The 26215-nt window shown below is 60.1% G+C and carries 5 protein-coding genes; all 5 read right to left on the bottom strand.

The genetic code is table 11. The features are described from left to right. Positions 1-8 precede the first annotated feature (8 nt). The 5 genes from P0Y58_01475 to P0Y58_01495 all read right to left on the bottom strand — a co-directional run bounded on the left by P0Y58_01475 (position 9) and on the right by P0Y58_01495 (position 26057). On the bottom strand, positions 9-872 hold the full coding sequence (locus P0Y58_01475; protein WEK30889.1) for an ABC transporter ATP-binding protein: 864 nt from the start codon (positions 870-872) through the stop codon (positions 9-11). A 6-nt stretch (positions 873-878) separates the two neighbouring features. Continuing rightward, positions 879-1898: an ABC transporter substrate-binding protein gene (locus P0Y58_01480; protein ID WEK30890.1), complete on the bottom strand. Its 1020-nt coding sequence runs from the start codon at positions 1896-1898 to the stop codon at positions 879-881. Between the two features lie 17 nt (positions 1899-1915). Further along, positions 1916-2815, bottom strand: coding sequence for a TauD/TfdA family dioxygenase (locus tag P0Y58_01485; protein WEK30891.1), 900 nt, complete (start codon positions 2813-2815; stop codon positions 1916-1918). A gap of 198 nt (positions 2816-3013) precedes the next feature. Next, a complete protein-coding gene (locus tag P0Y58_01490) occupies positions 3014-3355 on the bottom strand; it encodes a tryptophan synthase subunit beta (protein ID WEK33254.1) in 342 nt (113 codons plus the stop codon). Between the two features lie 145 nt (positions 3356-3500). Further along, positions 3501-26057, bottom strand: a complete 22557-nt coding sequence (locus P0Y58_01495; GenBank protein WEK30892.1) for a type I secretion C-terminal target domain-containing protein — start codon at positions 26055-26057, stop codon at positions 3501-3503. Positions 26058-26215 lie beyond the last annotated feature (158 nt).

Consider the following 26215-nt stretch of genomic DNA (forward strand, 5'->3'; position numbering starts at 1 on the left):
AGCTCCTGTCAGTAGGCGATGCGAATATCATTGAAGCCAAGGTCGTCGGGCTGTTCCGGGGTATCCGCCTCGTCAAACAGCAAACGGTGGATACGCCGGGCACTGGCCTGGAAGTCGCTGGCACCCAGGCTGCCCAGGTCGTATTGATGGCTGTGCACTTCGGCCCGCACTCGCCCGGGGTGCGGCGACAACAGCAGGATGCGGTTGCCGACTACCAGCGCTTCCTCAATGGAATGGGTCACGAACAGCAGGGTGAATCGCACTTCCTCCCACAACAGCAACAGTTCTTCCTGCATCTTGCGCCGGGTCAGCGCATCCAGGGCGGCGAACGGCTCATCCATCAACAGAATCTTTGGTTGCGTGGCCAACGCCCTGGCAATTGCCACGCGTGCCTTCATACCGCCCGACAAGGTGTGCGGATAGGCATCGGCGAAGGCGGCCAAGCCGACCTTCTCAAGGTAATGCAGCGCCCGTTCTTCAGCCTCGGCCCTTTTTAGCTGGCCGGAAACCAACAGTGGGAACATGACGTTCTGCTTCACCGTCTTCCACGGCGGCAACTGGTCGAACTCCTGGAACACCACGATGCGGTCGGGGCCTGGGCCGCGGACCTCCTGCCCCTGGAGCAGAATCTGCCCTTCCTGAGGCGGGATGAAACCGGCCACGGCCTTGAGCAAGGTGGACTTGCCGCAGCCGGAGGGGCCGAGCAGCACAAAGCGGTCCGCACGGTCGACTTCGAAGCTGACCTGGTGAGTAGCCCGCACCACGCGTTGCGCGGTGCGGTATTCGAGGCTGAGGTTATCCACCTTGAGCAAAGGCGGCGTTACGACACGGCTCAGGTTGCTGGCCGTGTGGCCTGGCAATGGGGCGGTCATGATCGATCAGCTCCCTTGCAGCGGGCGTTCATCCTGGAAGAAGTAGTCCTTCCACGATTCCGGCTTGTGCTTGATGGCGCCTACCCGATAGAGAAAATCGGCGAGCTTGTAGGTGTTCTTCGGCGTGATGGTGAATTCGTACTGCGGGTTGTCGATCAGCTTGATCAGCGCGTCGCGGTCGATCTTGGCCTTTGTCACGCGGATGTAGGTGTCGGCGGCAGCTGCCTTGTCTTTCTGGGCGAAGTCTGCGGCTTCGGCCAGGGCGTCAACGAAAGCCTTGTAGGTTTTAGGGTTGTCCTTGCGGAATTTCTCGGTGGCAAACAGCAAGGTCGGCGAGTTGGGGCCGAGCAGGTCGTAGCTGTTGAGCACCACGTGCACGTCCTTGTTGGCCAGTACCTGGTCCTGGAACGGCGGGTTGGAGAAGTGCCCGTTCAGCTCGGTGCCGCCCGCCAGCAGCGCGGCGGTGGCGTCCGGGTGCGGTACGGCGAGGGTGTATTTGTCGAGGCGGTTGTATTCCTTGTCGCCCCACTGCTGGGCGGCGGCGTACTGCAGGAAGCGCGACTGCACCGAAACACCTACCGCCGGCACAGCGATGCGGTCTTTGTCGGAAATGTCGGCGATGGTCTTCACGTTGGGGTTGCTGCTGACCAGGTAGTAAGGGAAGTTGCCCAGCGAGGCCACTGCCTTCACGTTCTGCCGGCCTTTGGTGCGGTCCCACACAGTCAGCAGTGGGCCGACACCTGCGCCGGCGATGTCCACCGAACCGGACAGCAGTGCGTCATTGATGGCCGAGCCACCCGACAGCTGGGCCCAGTCGACGTCGATGTCGATGCCCTGCTCCTTGCCGTGCTTTTCGATCAGGTGCTGGTCACGTACCACGTTAAGCAGCAGGTAGACGATGCCGAACTGCTCGGCAATACGGATCTTGCCTTCGGCCTGGGCCACTGCGGGGGCGGCCAGGCTGCCGATGACCAGGCTAGCGCCCAGGCCGATGCTTGCCGCCAGGCGGCTGATGGATTTGCGCATGAAGATTTCCTCAGTCGTCAGAACGGGGCATCGCCCTGGATGGTGGTGCGGTACAGCTTGCGGCGCAGGTGTGCGGGGCAGCCGGCGGCCAGGTGGATCAGCGAGCGGTTGTCCCAGAACACCAGGTCGTGGGCCTGCCATTGGTGGCGGTAGATGTTCTGTTCCAGCACGCTCAGGGCGTACAACTGTTGCAGCACGTCGTGGCTTTCATCGTCTGGCAAGCCGACGATGCGAGTGGTGAAGCCTTCACTGACAAACAGCGCCTTGCGGCCGTTTTCCGGATGTGTGCGGACCACGGGGTGGATGACTTCCTTGACCTGCGCCAATTGCTCGGCGGTCAGGGTCGGGCGCCAGTTGCCTTCGAATTTGGTCTCGGCGTAGCGAGCGGTGTAGGAGTGAGCGGCACTGCGGCCCTCGATCTGTTTGCGCAGGGCATCGGGTACGGCATCCCAAGCTTTGTGCATGTCGGCAAACAGGGTGTCGCCGCCTTCGCTGGGCAGTTCCTGGGCATGCAGCATCGAACCGAGGCTGGGCAGTTCTTTATACGACAGGTCCGAGTGCCAGAACTTACCGGCATCACCCAGGCCAATGCTCTGGCCGTTCTCGATGATGTTGGAAACAATCAGGATCTCGGGGTGGCCTGCCAGCAGGAACTGCTTGAGCACGTGGATCTGCAACTCACCAAAGCGGCGGCTGAAAGCGATCTGCTGTTTCGGGCTGATGCGCTGGTCGCGGAACACCAGCACATGGTGGTCGAGGTGGGCGCGATGGATTCGGGTGAAATCCCCGGCGTTGACCGGTTTGTCCAGGTCCAGGCCGATGATCTCGGCGCCTACGGCACCGGAGAACGGGCGGATTTCGAAAACTTGCGGCTGGGCGCTGTCGATGGTCGACAAGGCGTTCGAGGCGGCTGACATTTATCACTCCCACGCAGTGCGCGACTTCAATGGCGCGCAACGATCAGAAACGCACGGGGTTTTCCCGTGTGGGTTCAAGTCGTGCGGCGCATCGATTGGTCGACGGGTACGCAGTGGTGGTGACTATAAAGTCATAAGAGAAATAATTTAAATACCTTTAAAGAATAACCATAGCACCAGGGCCAGGCTGCGCCGTGATCAGATCAGCCCGCCCTGCTCTTCTTCATCGATAAGGTTGTTCAGGCTGCTTAGCGCCTTGCGCGCGGTGGAGCGGTTGAGCAACTTGGCCTGCGCGCCGGCGGGCAGGTCGGTGATCTTGAACACGCCCTTGGCGGTCAGCACATCGATCAGGTCTTCAAGTACCCGGATCATGTCCAGGTCGCTTTGCTTGAGCTGGGCGAGGCTGTTTTCAACGGCGTCATCGGCAAACCATTCCTGGATATCAGCATGGTCGGCTGGGAGCATTTCGGTGAACTGGTCAAAAGAGGCTGCTTCTACCCGCAGCAACTGGCCGGCAGCGTCGCGTTGCACGTAGAACATGGCGGTGTCCCTCGTCACGTTGATTCCTTGTTGGTAGACAGCAGCATAGGCAAAGATCACCGGGCCCGCAGGCCCGGCGCCAGATTATGCGCTGTTGACGTATGGCAGGAAAGAGCCGGGGCCGCTAGGCGGCCCCGGTGGTCGATCAGTTGTCTTTGTTGTGGATGATGATGGTTGGGTCAGCACCGCTGATCAACGAGTTGACCGTGGTGTTGGACCAGTTCACCCCTTCGAGCTTGATGGTCACATCGGCATTTGCCAGACCGCCAGCAGCGTTGAGCTTGCCTTCGCTGCTGACCTGCAGCGTCGTCGTGCCGTCCACCGTGGTGAGCTTCAGGTAATTGTCGATGGTGCTGCCTTTCTCGCCCTGAAGCAGATCGCTCAAGTCGATCTTGTCCTTGTCCGTCATCTTGAAGTCCTTGATGACGTCGTTGCCGTAATCGCCCGCCTTCCACACGAAGGTGTCCGCACCGCTGCCACCGATCAGGATATCGTCGCCCTGGCCGCCGATCAGGGTGTCATTGCCAGTACCACCCAGCAAGATGTCGTTACCTTTGCCACCGTCGAGGGTGTCGTTACCACCTTGGCCGAAGAGGATGTCGTTGCCATTGCCGCCCGACAGGATGTCGTTGCCGTCTTTGGCACCGGAGATATCGAACTCGGTGTAGTGCTCGGTAATGTACTGGTGAACGTTGCTGGTGGTGATGGCGCTGACTTCGACACCGCTCTTCTGCGCAACGTAGGTCTGCAGTGCTTGGTAGCCCTCGCTGACAACGCCGTTGAGGGTGATCAGGTCACCGAAGATGATGTCGTTGCCGTTACCGCCATCGACGGTGTCGGCACCTGGTACGGTAGCCTCGGAGTGGCCAAGAATCGCTTTGGCCAGGTCGGCCGGGTCGATGTTGGTCTGTGGCTTGCCAGCACTGTCGTAAGGTGTCAGGTCGCTCAGCGTGACATCGCTGTTCAGGCCAATGGCCTGGACCTTGCTCAGGCCGGTAGTTTTGTCGCCCAGTACGGTAAAGCTCGCAGTGGACCCTGCCGCCGAGTAGTAGTAGTTCGAGTAGTCAGCGTAGCCAGTACCCGCCAGGTCGGAAGTCTCATAGGTGCCATCACCTTGGGCATGGATAGTCCCGATCTCCTTGGTCGAGGCGAGGTTGCCATTACTCTTGTAGGTAGAGACGGTAATGAGTCCGTTACTGCTGATGTCGACCTTGTGCGTACTGTCGACCCAGACACTGAAGGTGTCGCCAATCTTGTAATTATTGACGTTGACCACGTCATCCAGGTACTTGCCATTGCTCCACAGGCGAGGGTTGGTGCTTTCCCCGCTCTGGTAGTAAGTCGGCTTGCCATCCGTGATGAAGTAGGTGAGGTTCTCCGCACCGGAGTTGCCCAAGGCCACGGCGCTCTTGAAGAAGTTGGACGTAGTCTTGAACGCGTCTTCGTAGTTGGTACCACCGCCGTAGCGAGAACCGCCCACCATCGAGTCCAGTACCGCCTGCAACTTGCTCAGGGCATCCGTGTCGTTCAGGTTCACCGTCACGTTCTTGTTGACCTGGGTGTCGAAGTCGACCAGGAAGATATTCACGGTACCGGAAGTGTCCGAGCCGAGGCTCGCTTTCAGCGTCTGGAATACGGACGCCAGCTGGGTCTTGGCCGAGGCAATCGACTGGTCGCTCATACTGCCCGAGCTGTCGACCATGAAGGCAATGTTGTAGTTCTTGCCCTGGACCACGTTCAGGCCAGCCACGTCAGCGACGATGATGTCGTTGCCTTCACTGCCGGTCATGGTGTCGTTGCCCGAGGTGCCCACGCTGGCCTTGTAGGTTGCGGCGTACACAGTCACCGGGATGTTGCCGGTGGTGATGGCCGAACCGCCCAGGCTTTCGGTGGCAGTCGAGGTGACAGTGATGTCGAACGAGCCTTTATAGTAGGCCGGCGGGGTCAGCGACAGGCTGCCGAGTTTCCAGCCGGTCACATCTACCGGAGAACTGCCTACCGTCACTGTGTGGCCTGCACCGTCGCTCAGCACGGTACCTTTCGGAATACCGCTGAGGGTCACGTTCAGGGTTTCTGAACCGTCGGTGTCGGTCAGGGCGGTGGTAATACCGACCAGCTTCACCGAGCCACCTTCCGGCCCTTCGTTGAGTTTGTAGCCGTCGTAGTAGCTCTGACCGTTCACGGTGTGCAGGTCGGACACACCCAGGCCAGCGTTGGCCATCTCGGTCACGTTCTGATACATCTTGACGTTCGAGCTGTTCAGGTCAGTGACAGCACCCGAGCCTACCTGGATGTTCAGGTCATAGCTGCCTGGACCGGACTGGTTGGCATGGTAGACCTCGATCGGGTAGTAGCCGCTGGTGTTCGGGGTGAAGGTGCCCGAAACCTGGCCACCTGCACCCCAAGTGGCCGTGACTACAGTCTTGCCACCAATGGTGACCACGAAGCTGTCGTCGGCAATACCGCTGAAGGTGTAGGTCTTGCCGGCTTCCAGATAGATCAGGCCCGACGTTTTCGAACCGGTGCCAGCAGTGACGCTGCCATCGGACTGCACGTTGGTGGTGGTGCCGCTGGAGGCAGCATTGCCAGAGTTGGCAAAGACCGTCTTGAGCGCATCACCGGTGATGCCGTTGCCATCGGTGCCCAGGCCTTTGAGGGTAGTCCAGACTTCCTTGGTCAGGCCTTTGGACGCGATATCGGCGCTGCCGAAGCTCAGGGTCGGTTTGTCGGCAACCGGGCTGATGTCGACCTTCATGGTCACTTCGCTGCCCAGGTTGGTGCCGTCGTTCGGCTTGAACTTGAACTGCGCGTAGTCGGATTTCTGGTTACCCACGCCATTGCCACCGTAGTTATCCGCACCCGACTCGTTAAGAGCCGGAACGAATTTCAGGTTCTTGGCAGTGATATCCGCCTGGCTAACCACCTGGCCAGCGGTCACGTTCACCCATGCGGTGCCATTGAAGAACTGCAGGGTGCCGGCGGCCGGGAGCGAAGAAATGGTTACGAACAGGCCAGTGTTGCCATCGGCATCGGTGACTTTGAAATCACTCCAGGCGAACACGTAGTCGGTGTCTTCCACACCAAACACCGCGCTGCCAGGCGAAACCGGCAGGTGGTCGTTGTCGAGAATGGCAGTGGTCACGCTCGACTTGGTGCTATCAACCTGCAGGTTCTCGAAGGTGCCACCGGTGGCGGTCTCGATCTTCACGGTGAAGTTCTCGGTACCTTCGACCAGTTTGTCGTCGATGGTAGCGATGTTGAACGTCGTGCCAGTGCTGTTGGCAGGGATCTTCACGGTGGTGACACCGGTGAAGTCCTCACCATTTTTGGCGGTGCCGCTGTAGCTGAGCGTGATGGTGACTTCGGACTTGGACGCGTTGCTCAGGGTCAGCGTGTACTGGCCAGTTTCGCCTTCGGTCAGCGAAGTGGTGCCTGTGATACCGACCGTGGTGACATCGCCGCTGCCGGTCGGTTCGTCAGTGACAGTGGTGCTCACCGGCTTGGTGTCGGTCACCAGGTTTTCGAACTTGGTGTCACCCGAGACCGAGATATCGGTAATACCCTTGGTAATGGTGGCTTGACCACCGGTGTAAGGGTCGTTAGGCGCGTAAATGCTGACAGTGCCTTTAGCCGAGCCTGGGTTGATGGTGACCTGAGTGCCGCCAGTCAAAGTGACGGTCACGCCGCCATGGCCAGTGACTGGCAGCTTGGTGTCTTCACTAATCAAGGTCACGGTGTAGGTGATCTTGCCCCCTTCGACCACAGCGGTGTTGTCCACCGACAGTACGGCGGTGACTTTGCTGATGGTGTCGGTGACCTGAACGGTCGCCGGTGCACCGATCTGCAGGTTTTCCAGCTGGGCACCGGTCACAGTGGCCTTGTCGATGCTGACGGTGATCTGGCCCTTGTCGATGAACACGTCATCGCCTTGCGCCGGAGCGGAGATGGTCTTGGTGGTTTCGCCAGCGGCGAACACCACGGTTTCACCGGTGCTCAGCAGCACGGTCAGCGGTTTATCGATGGCCTGGTTCAGGGTCACTTTGAAGGTCGGCGCGGTGGCCTCGTTCACTGTGTCCACAACCGGGGTGATGCTGACTTTGACCAGGTTACCCGCACCGTTCGGCTCATCGCTGACGGTGGTGGTGACCGGGGTCTTGTCGGTTACCAGGTTTTCAAACTTGGCATCACCCGAGACCGCAATGTCGGTGATCGACTTGGTGATGGCCGGTTGGCCACCCGCGTACAGGTCGTTCGGTGCGGTAACGAAGGCGGTGCCCGAAGCAGAACCTGCCGGAATGGTCACGACCGTGCCACCAGTCAGGGTGACGGTCACGCCGCCATGGCCAGTGACTGGCAGCTTGGTGTCCTCACTGATCAGGGTGACGGTGTAGGTGATCTTGCCGCCTTCGACCACAGCGGTGTTGTCCACCGACAGTACGGCGGTGACTTTGCTGATGGTGTCGGTGACCTGAACGGTCGCCGGTGCACCGATCTGCAGGTTTTCCAGCTGGGCACCGGTCACAGTGGCCTTGTCGATGCTGACGGTGATCTGGCCCTTGTCGATGAACACGTCATCGCCTTGCGCCGGAGCGGAGATGGTCTTGGTGGTTTCGCCAGCGGCGAACACCACGGTTTCACCGGTGCTCAGCAGCACGGTCAGCGGTTTATCGATGGCCTGGTTCAGGGTCACTTTGAAGGTCGGCGCGGTGGCCTCGTTCACTGTGTCCACAACCGGGGTGATGCTGACTTTGACCAGGTTACCCGCACCGTTCGGCTCATCGCTGACGGTGGTGGTGACTGGGGTCTTGTCGGTTACCAGGTTTTCAAACTTGGCATCACCCGAGACCGCAATGTCGGTGATCGACTTGGTGATGGCCGGTTGGCCACCCGCGTACAGGTCGTTCGGTGCGGTAACGAAGGCGGTGCCCGAAGCAGAACCTGCCGGAATGGTCACGACCGTGCCACCAGTCAGGGTGACGGTCACGCCGCCATGGCCAGTGACTGGCAGCTTGGTGTCCTCACTGATCAAGGTCACGGTGTAGGTGATCTTGCCCCCTTCGACCACAGCGGTGTTGTCCACCGACAGTACGGCGGTGACTTTGCTGATGGTGTCGGTGACCTGAACGGTCGCCGGTGCACCGATCTGCAGGTTTTCCAGCTGGGCACCGGTCACAGTGGCCTTGTCGATGCTGACGGTGATCTGGCCCTTGTCGATGAACACGTCATCGCCTTGCGCCGGAGCGGAGATGGTCTTGGTGGTTTCGCCAGCGGCGAACACCACGGTTTCACCGGTGCTCAGCAGCACGGTCAGCGGTTTATCGATGGCCTGGTTCAGGGTCACTTTGAAGGTCGGCGCGGTGGCCTCGTTCACTGTGTCCACAACCGGGGTGATGCTGACTTTGACCAGGTTACCCGCACCGTTCGGCTCATCGCTGACGGTGGTGGTGACCGGGGTCTTGTCGGTTACCAGGTTTTCAAACTTGGCATCACCCGAGACCGCAATATCGGTGATCGACTTGGTGATGGCCGGTTGGCCACCCGCGTACAGGTCGTTCGGTGCGGTAACGAAGGCGGTGCCCGAAGCAGAACCTGCCGGAATGGTCACGACCGTGCCACCAGTCAGGGTGACGGTCACGCCGCCGTGGCCAGTGACTGGCAGCTTGGTGTCTTCACTAATCAAGGTCACGGTGTAGGTGATCTTGCCGCCTTCGACCACAGCGGTGTTGTCCACCGACAGTACGGCGGTGACTTTGCTGATGGTGTCGGTGACCTGAACGGTCGCCGGTGCACCGATCTGCAGGTTTTCCAGCTGGGCACCGGTCACAGTGGCCTTGTCGATGCTGACGGTGATCTGGCCCTTGTCGATGAACACGTCATCGCCTTGCGCCGGAGCGGAGATGGTCTTGGTGGTTTCGCCAGCGGCGAACACCACGGTTTCACCGGTGCTCAGCAGCACGGTCAGCGGTTTATCGATGGCCTGGTTCAGGGTCACTTTGAAGGTCGGCGCGGTGGCCTCGTTCACTGTGTCCACAACCGGGGTGATGCTGACTTTGACCAGGTTACCCGCACCGTTCGGCTCATCGCTGACGGTGGTGGTGACCGGGGTCTTGTCGGTTACCAGGTTTTCAAACTTGGCATCACCCGAGACCGCAATATCGGTGATCGACTTGGTGATGGCCGGTTGGCCACCCGCGTACAGGTCGTTCGGTGCGGTAACGAAGGCGGTGCCCGAAGCAGAACCTGCCGGAATGGTCACGACCGTGCCACCAGTCAGGGTGACGGTCACGCCGCCGTGGCCAGTGACTGGCAGCTTGGTGTCTTCACTAATCAAGGTCACGGTGTAGGTGATCTTGCCCCCTTCGACCACAGCGGTGTTGTCCACCGACAGTACGGCGGTGACTTTGCTGATGGTGTCGGTGACCTGAACGGTCGCCGGTGCACCGATCTGCAGGTTTTCCAGCTGGGCACCGGTCACAGTGGCCTTGTCGATGCTGACGGTGATCTGGCCCTTGTCGATGAACACGTCATCGCCTTGCGCCGGAGCGGAGATGGTCTTGGTGGTTTCGCCAGCGGCGAACACCACGGTTTCACCGGTGCTCAGCAGCACGGTCAGCGGTTTATCGATGGCCTGGTTCAGGGTCACTTTGAAGGTCGGCGCGGTGGCCTCGTTCACTGTGTCCACAACCGGGGTGATGCTGACTTTGACCAGGTTACCCGCACCGTTCGGCTCATCGCTGACGGTGGTGGTGACCGGGGTCTTGTCGGTTACCAGGTTTTCAAACTTGGCATCACCCGAGACCGCAATATCGGTGATCGACTTGGTGATGGCCGGTTGGCCACCCGCGTACAGGTCGTTCGGTGCGGTAACGAAGGCGGTGCCCGAAGCAGAACCTGCCGGAATGGTCACGACCGTGCCACCAGTCAGGGTGACGGTCACGCCGCCGTGGCCAGTGACTGGCAGCTTGGTGTCTTCACTAATCAAGGTCACGGTGTAGGTGATCTTGCCGCCTTCGACCACAGCGGTGTTGTCCACCGACAGTACGGCGGTGACTTTGCTGATGGTGTCGGTGACCTGAACGGTCGCCGGTGCACCGATCTGCAGGTTTTCCAGCTGGGCACCGGTCACAGTGGCCTTGTCGATGCTGACGGTGATCTGGCCCTTGTCGATGAACACGTCATCGCCTTGCGCCGGAGCGGAGATGGTCTTGGTGGTTTCGCCAGCGGCGAACACCACGGTTTCACCGGTGCTCAGCAGCACGGTCAGCGGTTTATCGATGGCCTGGTTCAGGGTCACTTTGAAGGTCGGCGCGGTGGCCTCGTTCACTGTGTCCACAACCGGGGTGATGCTGACTTTGACCAGGTTACCCGCACCGTTCGGCTCATCGCTGACGGTGGTGGTGACCGGGGTCTTGTCGGTTACCAGGTTTTCAAACTTGGCATCACCCGAGACCGCAATATCGGTGATCGACTTGGTGATGGCCGGTTGGCCACCTGCGTACAGGTCGTTTGGCGCCGTGATTTCCACAGTACCGGTGGCCGAACCCGGGTTGATGGTGACTTGGGTACCACCGGTCAGGGTGACGGTCACGCCGCCATGGCCAGTCACTGGCAGCTTGGTGTCTTCGCTGATCAGGGTGACGGTGTAGGTGATCTTGCCGCCTTCGACCACAGCGGTGTTGTCCACCGACAGCACGGCGGTGACCTTGCTGATGGTGTCAGTCACGTTGACGGTGGCTGGGGCACCGATCTGCAGGTTCTCCAGCGGAGCACCGATTACCGACGCATCATCGATGCTGACGGTGATGGTGCCTTTGTCGACGAAGACGTCATCGCCCTGGGCCGGCGCCGAGATGGTCTTGGTGGTTTCGCCAGCGGCGAACACCACAGTTTCACCGGTGCTCAGCAGCACGGTCAGCGGTTTATCGATGGCCTGGTTCAGGGTCACCTTGAAGGTAGGCGCAGTCGCTTCGTTCACCGATTCGGTGACCGGCGTGATGCTGACTTTGACCAGGTTACCCGCACCGTTCGGCTCATCGCTGACGGTGGTGGTGACTGGGGTCTTGTCGGTTACCAGGTTTTCAAACTTGGCATCACCCGAGACCGCAATATCGGTGATCGACTTGGTGATGGCCGGTTGACCACCTGCGTACAGGTCGTTCGGTGCCGTGATTTCCACAGTACCGGTGGCCGAACCCGGGTTGATGGTGACTTGGGTACCACCGGTCAGGGTCACAGTGACACCGCCGTGGCCAGTGACTGGCAGCTTGGTGTCTTCGCTGATCAAGGTCACGGTGTAGGTGATCTTGCCGCCTTCGACCACAGCGGTGTTATCCACCGACAGCACGGCGGTGACCTTGCTGATGGTGTCGGTGACCTGAACGGTCGCCGGTGCACCGATCTGCAGGTTTTCCAGCTGGGCACCGGTCACAGTGGCCTTGTCGATGCTGACGGTGATCTGGCCCTTGTCGATGAACACGTCATCGCCTTGCGCCGGAGCGGAGATGGTCTTGGTGGTTTCGCCAGCGGCGAACACCACAGTTTCACCGGTGCTCAGCAGCACGGTCAGCGGTTTATCGATGGCCTGGTTCAGGGTCACCTTGAAGGTAGGCGCAGTCGCTTCGTTCACCGATTCGGTGACCGGCGTGATGCTGACTTTGACCAGGTTACCCGCACCGTTCGGCTCATCGCTGACGGTGGTGGTGACTGGGGTCTTGTCGGTTACCAGGTTTTCAAACTTGGCATCACCCGAGACCGCAATATCGGTGATCGACTTGGTGATGGCCGGTTGACCACCCGCATACAGGTCGTTTGGCGCCGTGATTTCCACAGTACCGGTGGCCGAACCCGGGTTGATGGTGACTTGGGTACCACCGGTCAGGGTGACCGTCACGCCGCCATGGCCAGTCACTGGCAGCTTGGTGTCTTCGCTGATCAAGGTCACGGTGTAGGTGATCTTGCCGCCTTCGACCACAGCGGTGTTGTCCACCGACAGTACGGCGGTGACCTTGCTGATGGTGTCAGTCACGTTGACGGTGGCTGGGGCACCGATCTGCAGGTTCTCCAGCGGAGCACCGGTGACCGACGCATCATCGATGCTGACGGTGATGGTGCCCTTGTCGACGAAGACGTCATCGCCCTGGGCCGGCGCCGAGATGGTCTTGGTGGTTTCGCCAGCGGCGAACACCACAGTTTCACCGGTGCTCAGCAGCACGGTCAGCGGTTTATCGATGGCCTGGTTCAGGGTCACCTTGAAGGTAGGCGCAGTCGCTTCGTTCACCGATTCGGTGACCGGCGTGATGCTGACTTTGACCAGGTTACCCGCACCGTTCGGCTCATCGCTGACGGTGGTGGTGACTGGGGTCTTGTCGGTTACCAGGTTTTCAAACTTGGCATCACCCGAGACCGCAATATCGGTGATCGACTTGGTGATGGCCGGTTGACCACCTGCGTACAGGTCGTTCGGTGCCGTGATTTCCACAGTACCGGTGGCCGAACCCGGGTTGATGGTGACTTGGGTACCACCGGTCAGGGTCACAGTGACACCGCCGTGGCCAGTGACTGGCAGCTTGGTGTCTTCGCTGATCAAGATCACGGTGTAGGTGATCTTGCCGCCTTCGACCACAGCGGTGTTATCCACCGACAGCACGGCGGTGACCTTGCTGATGGTGTCAGTCACGTTGACGGTGGCTGGGGCACCGATCTGCAGGTTTTCCAGCGGAGCACCGATTACCGACGCATCATCGATGCTGACGGTGATGGTGCCCTTGTCGACGAAGACGTCATCGCCCTGGGCCGGCGCCGAGATGGTCTTGGTGGTTTCGCCAGCGGCGAACACCAGCGTTTCGCCGGTGCTCAGGACAACAGTGAGAGCCTTGTCCAGCGCCTGATTCAAGGTAACGTTGAAGGTCGGCGCGGTGGCCTCATTCACTGTATCCACAACCGGCGTGATGCTGACTTTGACCAGGTTACCCGCACCGTTCGGCTCATCGCTGACGGTGGTGGTGACTGGGGTCTTGTCGGTTACCAGGTTTTCAAACTTGGCATCACCCGAGACCGCAATATCGGTGATCGACTTGGTGATGGCCGGTTGACCACCTGCGTACAGGTCGTTCGGTGCCGTGATTTCCACAGTACCGGTGGCCGAACCCGGGTTGATGGTGACTTGGGTACCACCGGTCAGGGTCACAGTGACACCGCCGTGGCCAGTGACTGGCAGCTTGGTGTCTTCGCTGATCAAGGTCACGGTGTAGGTGATCTTGCCGCCTTCGACCACAGCGGTGTTATCCACCGACAGCACGGCGGTGACCTTGCTGATGGTGTCAGTCACGTTGACGGTGGCTGGGGCACCGATCTGCAGGTTTTCCAGCGGAGCACCGATTACCGACGCATCATCGATGCTGACGGTGGTGGTGCCTTTGTCGACGAAGACGTCATCGCCCTGGGCCGGCGCCGAGATGGTCTTGGTGGTTTCGCCAGCGGCGAACACCACAGTTTCACCGGTGCTCAGCAGCACGGTCAGCGGTTTATCGATGGCCTGGTTCAGGGTCACGTTGAAGGTCGGCGCGGTGGCCTCATTCACTGTATCCACAACCGGCGTGATGCTGACTTTGACCAGGTTACCCGCACCGTTCGGCTCATCGCTGACGGTGGTGGTGACCGGGGTCTTGTCGGTTACCAGGTTTTCAAACTTGGCATCACCCGAGACCGCAATATCGGTGATCGACTTGGTGATGGCCGGTTGACCACCTGCGTACAGGTCGTTCGGTGCGGTAACGAAGGCGGTGCCCGAAGCAGAACCTGCCGGAATGGTCACGACCGTGCCACCAGTCAGGGTGACGGTCACGCCGCCATGGCCAGTGACTGGCAGCTTGGTGTCTTCGCTGATCAAGGTCACGGTGTAGGTGATCTTGCCGCCTTCGACCACAGCGGTGTTATCCACCGACAGTACGGCGGTGACCTTGCTGATGGTGTCAGTCACGTTGACGGTGGCTGGGGCACCGATCTGCAGGTTTTCCAGCGGAGCACCGATTACCGACGCATCATCGATGCTGACGGTGATGGTGCCTTTGTCGACGAAGACGTCATCGCCCTGGGCCGGCGCCGAGATGGTCTTGGTAGTTTCGCCAGCGGCGAACACCAGCGTTTCGCCGGTGCTCAGGACAACAGTGAGAGCCTTGTCCAGCGCCTGATTCAAGGTAACGTTGAAGGTCGGCGCGGTGGCCTCATTCACTGTATCCACAACCGGCGTGATGCTGACTTTGACCAGGTTACCCGCACCGTTCGGCTCATCGCTGACGGTGGTGGTGACTGGGGTCTTGTCGGTTACCAGATTTTCAAACTTGGCATCACCCGAGACCGCAATATCGGTGATCGACTTGGTGATGGCCGGTTGACCACCCGCATACAGGTCGTTTGGCGCCGTGATTTCCACAGTACCGGTGGCCGAACCCGGGTTGATGGTGACTTGGGTACCACCGGTCAGGGTCACAGTGACACCGCCGTGGCCAGTGACTGGCAGCTTGGTGTCTTCGCTGATCAAGGTCACGGTGTAGGTGATCTTGCCGCCTTCGACCACAGCGGTGTTATCCACCGACAGCACGGCGGTGACCTTGCTGATGGTGTCAGTCACGTTGACGGTGGCTGGGGCACCGATCTGCAGGTTTTCCAGCGGAGCACCGATTACCGACGCATCATCGATGCTGACGGTGGTGGTGCCTTTGTCGACGAAGACGTCATCGCCCTGGGCCGGCGCCGAGATGGTCTTGGTGGTTTCGCCAGCGGCGAACACCACAGTTTCACCGGTGCTCAGCAGCACGGTCAGCGGTTTATCGATGGCCTGGTTCAGGGTCACGTTGAAGGTCGGCGCGGTGGCCTCATTCACTGTATCCACAACCGGCGTGATGCTGACTTTGACCAGGTTACCCGCACCGTTCGGCTCATCGCTGACGGTGGTGGTGACCGGGGTCTTGTCGGTTACCAGGTTTTCAAACTTGGCATCACCCGAGACCGCAATATCGGTGATCGACTTGGTGATGGCCGGTTGACCACCTGCGTACAGGTCGTTCGGTGCGGTAACGAAGGCGGTGCCCGAAGCAGAACCTGCCGGAATGGTCACGACCGTGCCACCAGTCAGGGTGACGGTCACGCCGCCATGGCCAGTGACTGGCAGCTTGGTGTCTTCGCTGATCAAGGTCACGGTGTAGGTGATCTTGCCGCCTTCGACCACAGCGGTGTTATCCACCGACAGTACGGCGGTGACCTTGCTGATGGTGTCAGTCACGTTGACGGTGGCTGGGGCACCGATCTGCAGGTTTTCCAGCGGAGCACCGATTACCGACGCATCATCGATGCTGACGGTGATGGTGCCTTTGTCGACGAAGACGTCATCGCCCTGGGCCGGCGCCGAGATGGTCTTGGTAGTTTCGCCAGCGGCGAACACCAGCGTTTCGCCGGTGCTCAGGACAACAGTGAGAGCCTTGTCCAGCGCCTGATTCAAGGTAACGTTGAAGGTCGGCGCGGTGGCCTCATTCACTGTATCCACAACCGGCGTGATGCTGACTTTGACCAGGTTACCCGCACCGTTCGGCTCATCGCTGACGGTGGTGGTGACTGGGGTCTTGTCGGTTACCAGATTTTCAAACTTGGCATCACCCGAGACCGCAATATCGGTGATCGACTTGGTGATGGCCGGTTGACCACCCGCATACAGGTCGTTTGGCGCCGTGATTTCCACAGTACCGGTGGCCGAACCCGGGTTGATGGTGACTTGGGTACCACCGGTCAGGGTCACAGTGACACCGCCGTGGCCAGTGACTGGCAGCTTGGTGTCTTCGCTGATCAAGGTCACGGTGTAGGTGATCTTGCCGCCTTCGACCACAGCGGTGTTGTCCACCGACAGTACGGCGGTGACCTTGCTGATGGTGTCAGTCACGTTGACGGTGGCTGGGGCACCGATCTGCAGGTTTTCCAGCGGAGCACCGATTACCGACGCATCATCGATGCTGACGGTGATGGTGCCTTTGTCGACGAAGACGTCATCGCCCTGGGCCGGCGCCGAGATGGTCTTGGTAGTTTCGCCAGCGGCGAACACCAGCGTTTCGCCGGTGCTCAGGACAACAGTGAGAGCCTTGTCCAGCGCCTGATTCAAGGTAACGTTGAAGGTCGGCGCGGTGGCCTCATTCACTGTGTCCACAACCGGGGTGATGCTGACTTTGACCAGGTTACCCGCACCGTTCGGCTCATCGCTGACGGTGGTGGTGACCGGGGTCTTGTCGGTTACCAGGTTTTCAAACTTGGCATCACCCGAGACCGCAATATCGGTGATCGACTTGGTGATGGCCGGTTGGCCACCCGCGTACAGGTCGTTCGGTGCGGTAACGAAGGCGGTGCCCGAAGCAGAACCTGCCGGAATGGTCACGACCGTGCCACCAGTCAGGGTGACGGTCACGCCGCCGTGGCCAGTGACTGGCAGCTTGGTGTCTTCGCTGATCAAGGTCACGGTGTAGGTAATCTTGCCGCCTTCGACCACAGCGGTGTTATCCACCGACAGCACGGCGGTGACCTTGCTGATGGTGTCAGTCACGTTGACGGTGGCTGGGGCACCGATCTGCAGGTTTTCCAGCGGAGCACCGATTACCGACGCATCATCGATGCTGACGGTGATGGTGCCTTTGTCGACGAAGACGTCATCGCCCTGGGCCGGCGCCGAGATGGTCTTGGTGGTTTCGCCAGCGGCGAACACCACAGTTTCACCGGTGCTCAGCAGCACGGTCAGCGGTTTATCGATGGCCTGGTTCAGGGTCACCTTGAAGGTAGGCGCAATCGCTTCGTTCACCGATTCGGTGACCGGCGTGATGCTGACTTTGACCAGGTTACCCGCACCGTTCGGCTCATCGCTGACGGTGGTGGTGACCGGGGTCTTGTCGGTTACCAGATTTTCAAACTTGGCATCACCCGAGACCGCAATATCGGTGATCGACTTGGTGATGGCCGGTTGACCACCTGCGTACAGGTCGTTCGGTGCGGTAACGAAGGCGGTGCCCGAAGCAGAACCTGCCGGAATGGTCACGACCGTGCCACCAGTCAGGGTGACGGTCACGCCGCCATGGCCAGTGACTGGCAGCTTGGTGTCTTCGCTGATCAAGGTCACGGTGTAGGTGATCTTGCCGCCTTCGACCACAGCGGTGTTGTCCACCGACAGCACGGCGGTGACCTTGCTGATGGTGTCAGTCACGTTGACGGTGGCTGGGGCACCGATCTGCAGGTTTTCCAGCGGAGCACCGATTACCGACGCATCATCGATGCTGACGGTGATGGTGCCTTTGTCGACGAAGACGTCATCGCCCTGGGCCGGCGCCGAGATGGTCTTGGTAGTTTCGCCAGCGGCGAACACCAGCGTTTCGCCGGTGCTCAGGACAACAGTGAGAGCCTTGTCCAGCGCCTGATTCAAGGTAACGTTGAAGGTCGGCGCGGTGGCCTCATTCACTGTGTCCACAACCGGGGTGATGCTGACTTTGACCAGGTTACCCGCACCGTTCGGCTCATCGCTGACGGTGGTGGTGACTGGGGTCTTGTCGGTTACCAGGTTTTCAAACTTGGCATCACCCGAGACCGCAATATCGGTGATCGACTTGGTGATGGCCGGTTGACCACCCGCATACAGGTCGTTTGGCGCCGTGATTTCCACAGTACCGGTGGCCGAACCCGGGTTGATGGTGACTTGGGTACCACCGGTCAGGGTGACGGTCACGCCGCCATGGCCAGTCACTGGCAGCTTGGTGTCTTCGCTGATCAAGGTCACGGTGTAGGTGATCTTGCCGCCTTCGACCACAGCGGTGTTATCCACCGACAGCACGGCGGTGACCTTGCTGATGGTGTCGGTGACCTGAACGGTCGCCGGTGCACCGATCTGCAGGTTTTCCAGCTGGGCACCGGTCACAGTGGCCTTGTCGATGCTGACGGTGATCTGGCCCTTGTCGATGAACACGTCATCGCCTTGCGCCGGAGCGGAGATGGTCTTGGTGGTTTCGCCAGCGGCGAACACCACGGTTTCACCGGTGCTCAGCAGCACGGTCAGCGGTTTATCGATGGCCTGGTTCAGGGTCACCTTGAAGGTCGGCGCGGTGGCCTCGTTCACTGTGTCCACAACCGGGGTGATGCTGACCTTGACCAGGTCGCCCTGCCCGGAAGGCTCATCCGTAACGCTGGTGCTGACCTCTGTCTTGTCCAGGGTCAGATTTTCGAACTTCCACGCATCCGCACCGCTCACCGCGTCGATAGCGTTGACCACCGGCTGGTTGGTACCGACATAGACGTTATCCGGCGCGGTTGCAGTGGCCGAACCGGTGGTGCTGTTGGCAGCTACAACCACGGTGGTGCCATCGGTGAGCTTGAAGTACAGCTCCGAATGGTTGTTGATCGGCAGACCGTCTTTGTTGGTCAGGGTGATGGTGTAAGTGATTTCGCCGCCTTCGGTCACCGAAGGACTCGCGGTCAGCTTGGCCACAACCTCGTCGATGGTGTCGGTCACTTTGACCGAAGCATCACCGCCCAACTGCAGGTTCTCGAAGGTAGCGCCAGTGGCGTCTACAGCCGACTTGATGCCCAGGCTAATCTCACCGGCATCCTGATAGACGTCGTCGCCCTGCGCAGCGTGCTCATAAGCTGCGCTGGTCTGGCCGGCCTTGATGGTAACCGTGGCATTGTTGCTCAGGGTCACGACTAGGTCGTTGGCCAGGACGGTGTTGATGTGTACGGTAAACGTCGGTTTAACGTTCTCGGCGACCGATTCCTGGTCAGCCGTGATGGTGACCTTGACGATATCGCCTTCGTTGGTGCCGCCAGGGTTACCTGGCGTGCCTGGCTCATCGGTAACCTGGGTGCTGACCGGAGTCTTGTCCAGGCTCAGGTTTTCGAACTTCCACGCATCTGCGCCGCTCACCGCGTCGATAGCATTGACTACCGGCTGGTTAGTACCGACATAGACGTTATCCGGCGCGGTTGCAGTGGCCGAACCGGTGGTGCTGTTGGCGGCTACGACGACAGTGGTGCCATCAGTGAGCTTGAAGTACAGCGCCGAATGGTTGTTGATCGGCAGACCGTCTTTGTTGGTCAGCGTGATGGTGTAGGTAATTTCGCCGCCTTCGGTAACCGAAGGACTCGCGGTCAGCTTGGCCACAACCTCGTCGATGGTGTCGGTCACTTTGACCGAAGCATCACCGCCCAACTGCAGGTTCTCGAAGGTAGCGCCAGTGGCGTCTACAGCCGACTTGATGCCCAGGCTGATTTCGCCGGAGTCTTTGTAGACGTCATCGCCCTGCGCGTCGTGGGTATACGGCGCGCTGGTTTCGCCAGCCTTGATGGTGACGGTGTCGTTGTTGCTCAGGGTCACGACCAGGTCGTGGTCCAGCGGCTGATTGACGTGCACGGTGAAGGTCGGTTTGACGTTCTCGGCGACCGAGGTCTGGTCAGCCGTGATAGTGACCTTGATGATGTCGCCTTCGTTGGTACCGCCAGGGTTACCCGGAGTACCTGGCTCGTCAGTAACCTGAGTGCTGACTGGAGTCTTGTCCAGGTTCAGGTTTTCAAACTTCCACGCATCCGCGCCGCTGACGGCATCGATAGCGTTGACCACCGGCTGGTTAGTACCGACATAGACGTTATCCGGCGCGGTTGCAGTGGCCGAACCGGTGGTGCTGTTGGCGGCTACGACGACAGTGGTGCCATCAGTGAGCTTGAAGTACAGCGCCGAATGGTTGTTGATCGGCAGACCGTCTTTGTTGGTCAGCGTGATGGTGTAGGTAATTTCGCCGCCTTCGGTAACCGAAGGACTCGCGGTCAGCTTGGCCACAACCTCGTCGATGGTGTCGGTCACTTTGACCGAAGCATCACCGCCCAACTGCAGGTTCTCGAAGGTAGCGCCAGTGGCGTCTACAGCCGACTTGATGCCCAGGCTGATTTCGCCGGAGTCTTTGTAGACGTCATCGCCCTGCGCGTCGTGGGTATACGGCGCGCTGGTTTCGCCAGCCTTGATGGTGACGGTGTCGTTGTTGCTCAGGGTCACGACCAGGTCGTGGTCCAGCGGCTGATTGACGTGCACGGTGAAGGTCGGTTTGACGTTCTCGGCGACCGAGGTCTGGTCAGCCGTGATAGTGACCTTGATGATGTCGCCTTCGTTGGTACCGCCAGGGTTACCCGGAGTACCTGGCTCGTCAGTAACCTGAGTGCTGACTGGAGTCTTGTCCAGGTTCAGGTTTTCAAACTTCCACGCATCCGCGCCGCTGACGGCATCGATAGCGTTGACCACCGGCTGGTTAGTACCGACATAGACGTTATCCGGCGCGGTTGCAGTGGCCGAACCGGTGGTGCTGTTGGCAGCTACAACGACTGTGGTGCCGTCGGTCAGCTTGAAGTACAGCGCCGAATGGTTGTTGATCGGCAGACCGTCTTTGTTGGTCAGCGTGATGGTGTAGGTGATTTCGCCGCCTTCGGTAACCGAAGGGGTAGCGGTCAGCTTGGCCACAACTTCGTCGATGGTGTCGGTCACTTTGACCGAGGCATCACCGCCCAACTGCAGATTCTCGAAGGTAGCGCCAGTGGCGTCCACCGCCGACTTGATGCCCAGGCTGATCTCACCACCATCCTGATAAACGTCATCGCCCTGTGCAGCGTGCTCGTACGGTGCGCTGGTCTCACCGGCCTTGATGGTGACCTGAGCATTGTTGCTCAGGGTCACGACCAGGTCGTGGTCCAGCGGCTGGTTCACGTGCACGGTGAACGTCGGCTTGACGTTTTCGGCCACCGATACCTGGTCAGCCGTAATGGTGACCTTGACGATGTCGCCTTCGTTGCCTGGAGTACCTGGCTCGTCGGTAACCTGGGTGCTGACCGGGGTCTTGTCCAGGTTCAGGTTTTCGAACTTCCACGCATCTGCGCCGCTGACGGCATCGATAGCGTTGACCACCGGCTGGTTAGTACCGACATAGACGTTATCCGGCGCGGTTGCAGTGGCCGAACCGGTGGTGCTGTTGGCAGCTACAACGACTGTGGTGCCGTCGGTCAGCTTGAAGTACAGCGCCGAATGGTTGTTGATCGGCAGACCGTCTTTGTTGGTCAGCGTGATGGTGTAGGTGATTTCGCCGCCTTCGGTGACCGAAGGGGTGGCGGTCAACTTGGCCACCACTTCATCGATGGTGTCGGTCACCTGAACGGTAGCCGCACCGCCCAGTTGCAGGTTCTCGAAGGCACGACCGTCAACGTCCACAGCCGACTTGATGCCCAGGCTGATTTCGCCGCTGTCCAGATAGACGTCGTCACCCTGTGCCGCGTGCTCGTATGGCGCGCTGGTTTCGCCCGCCTTGATAGTCACGGTCGCATTGTTGCTCAGGGTCACGACCAAGTCGTGATCCAGTGCGGTGTTGATGTGCACGGTGAACGTCGGTTTGACGTTCTCGGCCACCGAAGCCTGGTCGGCAGTGATGGTGACCTTGACCAGGTCGCCTTCGTTGTTGCCGCCTGGGTTGCCCGGGGTGCCTGGCTCGTCGGTGACGGTGGTGCTGACCGGGGTCTTGTCCAGGGTCAGCTGTTCGAACTTGCCGACGTCAGCGCCAGCAACAGAAGCGATCGACTGCACCACGGGGGTGTTGCTGCCAACGTAGACGTTGTCCGGAGCAGTGACGGTGATCGAACCGGTAGTGCCATTGGCCGGCACGGTGATAACGGTCTTGCCGTCGCTCAGCGTGAAGGTCAGGGCACTGTGGTTGTTGATCGGCAGACCATCTTTGTTGGTCAGGGTGATGGTGTAGGTGATCTCGCCGCCTTCGGTGACCGAAGGGGTGGCGGTCAGTTTGGCAACAACTTCACTGATAGTGTCCGATATCTCGACGGTAGCCGGGCCACCCAAGGCCAGCTTCTCGAAGGTGGCACCCGCAACTGTAGCGTCGGTAACGCTGAGGGTGATGGAGCCAGCGTCGTGGTAGACGTCATCGCCCTGAGCCGGAGTCTTGTACTCGACTTCGGTCTTACCGGCTTCGATCGTCACGGTATCGCCGTTCGACAGGGTAACAGTCAGCGGCCGGTCAAGTGCCTGGCTCACCTTCACAGTGAAGGAAGGCTGCTGGTCCTCGGTCACATTGCCATTGCTGACGATGCTTACAGTGACGGTATCGATGCTGTCATTGATGACAGTCGAAGCTGGGGTCGGATTCGGGGTCAGTTGCTCGAAGTTGCCCCCGGTGGCGCCTTCAATGGTGACGCTGACGGTCGAGCCGTTGTTGTAGACATCGTTCGCCGGGGTCTGGAAATCAACGCTGCCCTGGGTCTTGCCGGCTTCAACGGTAATGGTCTGGCCATTGGACAGGGTCACAGTTACCGGAGTCTGGGCAGGATTGCTCAGGGTCACGGTGTAGGTGATCACGCCACCTTCGGTGACCGACGGGCTCGCCGTCAGGGTCGCGGTGGTGGTGTCGACCGAGTCATTGATCGTGGTCTGGGCCGGAGTCGGATTCGGGGTCAGTTGCTCGAAGTTGCCGCCAGTGGCGTTTTCGATGGTGACGCTGACGGTCGAGCCGTTGTTGTAAACATCGTTGGCCGGGGTCTGGAAATCAACGCTGCCCTGGGTCTTGCCGGCTTCAACGGTGATGGTCTGGCCGTTGGACAGGGTCACGGTTACCGGAGTCTGGGCAGGATTGCTCAGCGTCACGGTGTAGGTGATCACGCCACCTTCAGTGACGCTTGGCGAAGCAGTCAAGGTCGCAGTGGTGGTGTCGACCGAATCATTGATCGTGGTCTGGGCCGGGGTCGGATTCGGCGTCAGCTGTTCGAAGTTACCGCCAGTGGCGTTTTCGATGGTGACGCTGACGGTCGAGCCGTTGTTGTAAACATCGTTCGCCGGGGTCTGGAAATCAACGCTGCCCTGGGTCTTGCCGGCTTCAACGGTGATGGTCTGGCCATTGGACAGAGTCACGGTCACCGGAGTCTGGGCAGGATTGCTCAGGGTCACGGTGTAGGTGATCACGCCACCTTCGGTGACCGACGGGCTCGCCGTCAGGGTCGCGGTGGTGGTGTCGACCGAATCGTTGATCGTGGTCTGGGCCGGAGTCGGGTTCGGCGTCAGCTGCTCGAAGTTACCGCCGGTGGCGCCTTCAATGGTGACGCTGACGGTCGATCCATTGTTGTAGACATCGTTCGCCGGGGTCTGGAAATCAACGCTGCCCTGGGTCTTGCCGGCTTCAACGGTAATGGTCTGGCCATTGGACAGAGTCACGGTTACCGGAGTCTGGGCAGGGTTGCTCAGGGTTACGGTGTAAGTGATCACACCGCCTTCAGTGACGCTTGGCGAAGCAGTCAGGGTCGCAGTGGTGGTGTCGACCGAATCGTTGATCGTGGTCTGGGCCGGAGTCGGATTCGGCGTCAATTGCTCGAAGTTACCGCCGGTGGCGCCTTCAATGGTGACGCTGACGGTCGAGCCATTGTTGTAGACATCGTTGGCCGGGGTCTGGAAGTCGACACTGCCCTGGGTTTTGCCCGCTTCAACGGTGATGGTCTGGCCATTGGACAGAGTCACGGTTACCGGAGTCTGGGCAGGATTGCTCAGGGTCACGGTGTAAGTGATCACGCCACCTTCGGTGACCGACGGGCTCGCCGTCAGGGTCGCGGTGGTGGTGTCGACCGAATCGTTGATCGTGGTCTGGGCCGGGGTCGGGTTCGGCGTCAGCTGCTCGAAGTTACCGCCGGTGGCGCCTTCAATGGTGACGCTGACGGTCGAGCCATTGTTGTAGACATCGTTCGCCGGGGTCTGGAAGTCGACACTGCCCTGGGTCTTGCCGGCTTCAACGGTGATGGTCTGGCCGTTGGACAGGGTCACAGTCACCGGAGTCTGGGCAGGGTTGCTCAAGGTCACGGTGTAGGTGATCACGCCACCTTCGGTGACGCTTGGCGAAGCAGTCAGGGTCGCAGTGGTGGTGTCGACCGAATCGTTGATCGTGGTCTGGGCCGGAGTCGGGTTCGGCGTCAGCTGCTCGAAGTTACCGCCAGTGGCGTTTTCGATGGTGACGCTGACGGTTGAGCCGTTGTTGTAAACATCGTTCGCCGGGGTCTGGAAATCAACGCTGCCCTGGGTCTTGCCGGCCTCAACGGTGATGGTCTGGCCATTGGACAGAGTCACGGTTACCGGAGTCTGGGCAGGGTTGCTCAGGGTCACGGTGTAGGTGATCACGCCGCCTTCGGTCACCGACGGGCTCGCCGTCAGGGTCGCGGTGGTGGTGTCGACCGAATCGTTGATCGTGGTCTGAGCCGGGGCCGGATTCGGGGTCAGTTGCTCGAAGTTGCCGCCAGTGGCGTTTTCGATGGTGACGCTGACGGTCGAGCCGTTGTTGTAGACATCGTTCACCGGGGTCTGGAAATCAACGCTGCCCTGGGTCTTGCCGGCTTCAACGGTGATGGTCTGGCCATTGGACAGAGTCACGGTCACCGGAGTCTGGGCAGGATTGCTCAGGGTCACTGTGTAAGTGATCACGCCACCTTCGGTGACCGACGGGCTCGCCGTCAGGGTCGCAGTCGTGGTGTCGACCGAATCACTGATAACCGTCTCAGCCGGTGCAGGGTTCGGCGTCAGCTGCTCGAAGTTGCCACCAGTAGCACCAGTAATGGTTGTGCTAACTGTCGAACCGTTGTTGTAGACGTCGTTCGCCGGGGTCTGGAAGTCAACACTGCCCTGGGTCTTGCCAGCCTCGATGGTAATGACCTGCCCATTGGACAGGGTCACGGTCACCGGAGTCTGAGCCGGGTTGCTCAGGGTCACGGTGTAGGTAATCACGCCACCTTCGGTCACCGACGGATTCGCCGTCAGCGTCGCCGTGGTGGTGTCGATGGTATCGGTAACCTGGGTAACTGCCGGCGTTTGCGGCACTGTCACCGTCAGGCCGTTACCACCGGTGGTACCGGTCACCGTCGCCGATATCTGGCCACCGTCGATATAAGGCGTGTCATTTGCCGGGACCACAACGTTGACGCTGCCGCTGGTCTGCCCGGCCGGGATGACGATCACGGCACCATTGGACAGGGTGACGATCAGGTTGGTGGTCGGCGCCTGGCCAACTGTAGCGGTATAGACGATTACGCCACCCGCTTCGCTGATGGAAGGCGTGGCGCCAAGAATCAGGTCGGTAGCGACGTTGGTGTCTGTCGTCGGCGTTGTCACCTGGTTATTGCTGGTGGTATCCAGCAAACCAACCTCTTCGCTATCGAGCACGGCAGCAAAGCCCAGCCCTTCCGTCGGGAAGCCGACGGTAGCGTCAACCCGGCCCGCGGTTTCCTCAAGCATCACGAAGCTGTGACCACCACCCAGCGCGCCGCCACCGCCCGCTGCGGAGGGGCCTGCTGCGGTAGCCTCAAGCTCTGTGGTCGGGTCGACACCGGCAGCAATGGCCTGTTGCAGTTCTTCAACCGACGGCGCGGCCTGTGCAGTCGCCTGGCTCAGGTCGGTGCTGCTCTCAGGCGCATCGGCGCTCCACTGGCTGTCGCGGCCCAGGTCTAGCAGACGGCCATCGGCCAGCTCCAAAGTAACTGCACCGCCCGGGCCAGTGAGCACTTCCTCACCTGCCAACAGACGGTCCCCTTCGATGAGCACACGGCGAATACCCTCTGGGGATACCGCAATAACCTGGCCGACAATGCTTTTGACGATGGCTACAACGCTGCTCATTGGACTCTCCGTGTGACCCTTTGGGTACTTCCATGCCAGAGCAGCAGTCGTAAGCCACTTCAGGCGGAACTATGTCGATGATCTATTGACGCTTTTTTGCGTCAATTTTCCGTCTATAACTATTTGGAATTACTTAAATGCCAAACTATTGACCTTAT

Source organism: Candidatus Pseudomonas phytovorans (genome assembly GCA_029202525.1).
Lineage (GTDB): Bacteria > Pseudomonadota > Gammaproteobacteria > Pseudomonadales > Pseudomonadaceae > Aquipseudomonas > Aquipseudomonas phytovorans.

What these genes read in the sequence shown, in the direction of transcription:
- P0Y58_01495 (WEK30892.1), bottom strand. Translation starts at nt 26,057, where the DNA reads ATGAGCAGCGTTGTAGCCATCGTCAAAAGCATTGTCGGCCAGGTTATT.
- P0Y58_01480 (WEK30890.1), bottom strand. Translation starts at nt 1,898, where the DNA reads ATGCGCAAATCCATCAGCCGCCTGGCGGCAAGCATCGGCCTGGGCGCT.
- P0Y58_01485 (WEK30891.1), bottom strand. Translation starts at nt 2,815, where the DNA reads ATGTCAGCCGCCTCGAACGCCTTGTCGACCATCGACAGCGCCCAGCCG.
- P0Y58_01475 (WEK30889.1), bottom strand. Translation starts at nt 872, where the DNA reads ATGACCGCCCCATTGCCAGGCCACACGGCCAGCAACCTGAGCCGTGTC.
- P0Y58_01490 (WEK33254.1), bottom strand. Translation starts at nt 3,355, where the DNA reads ATGTTCTACGTGCAACGCGACGCTGCCGGCCAGTTGCTGCGGGTAGAA.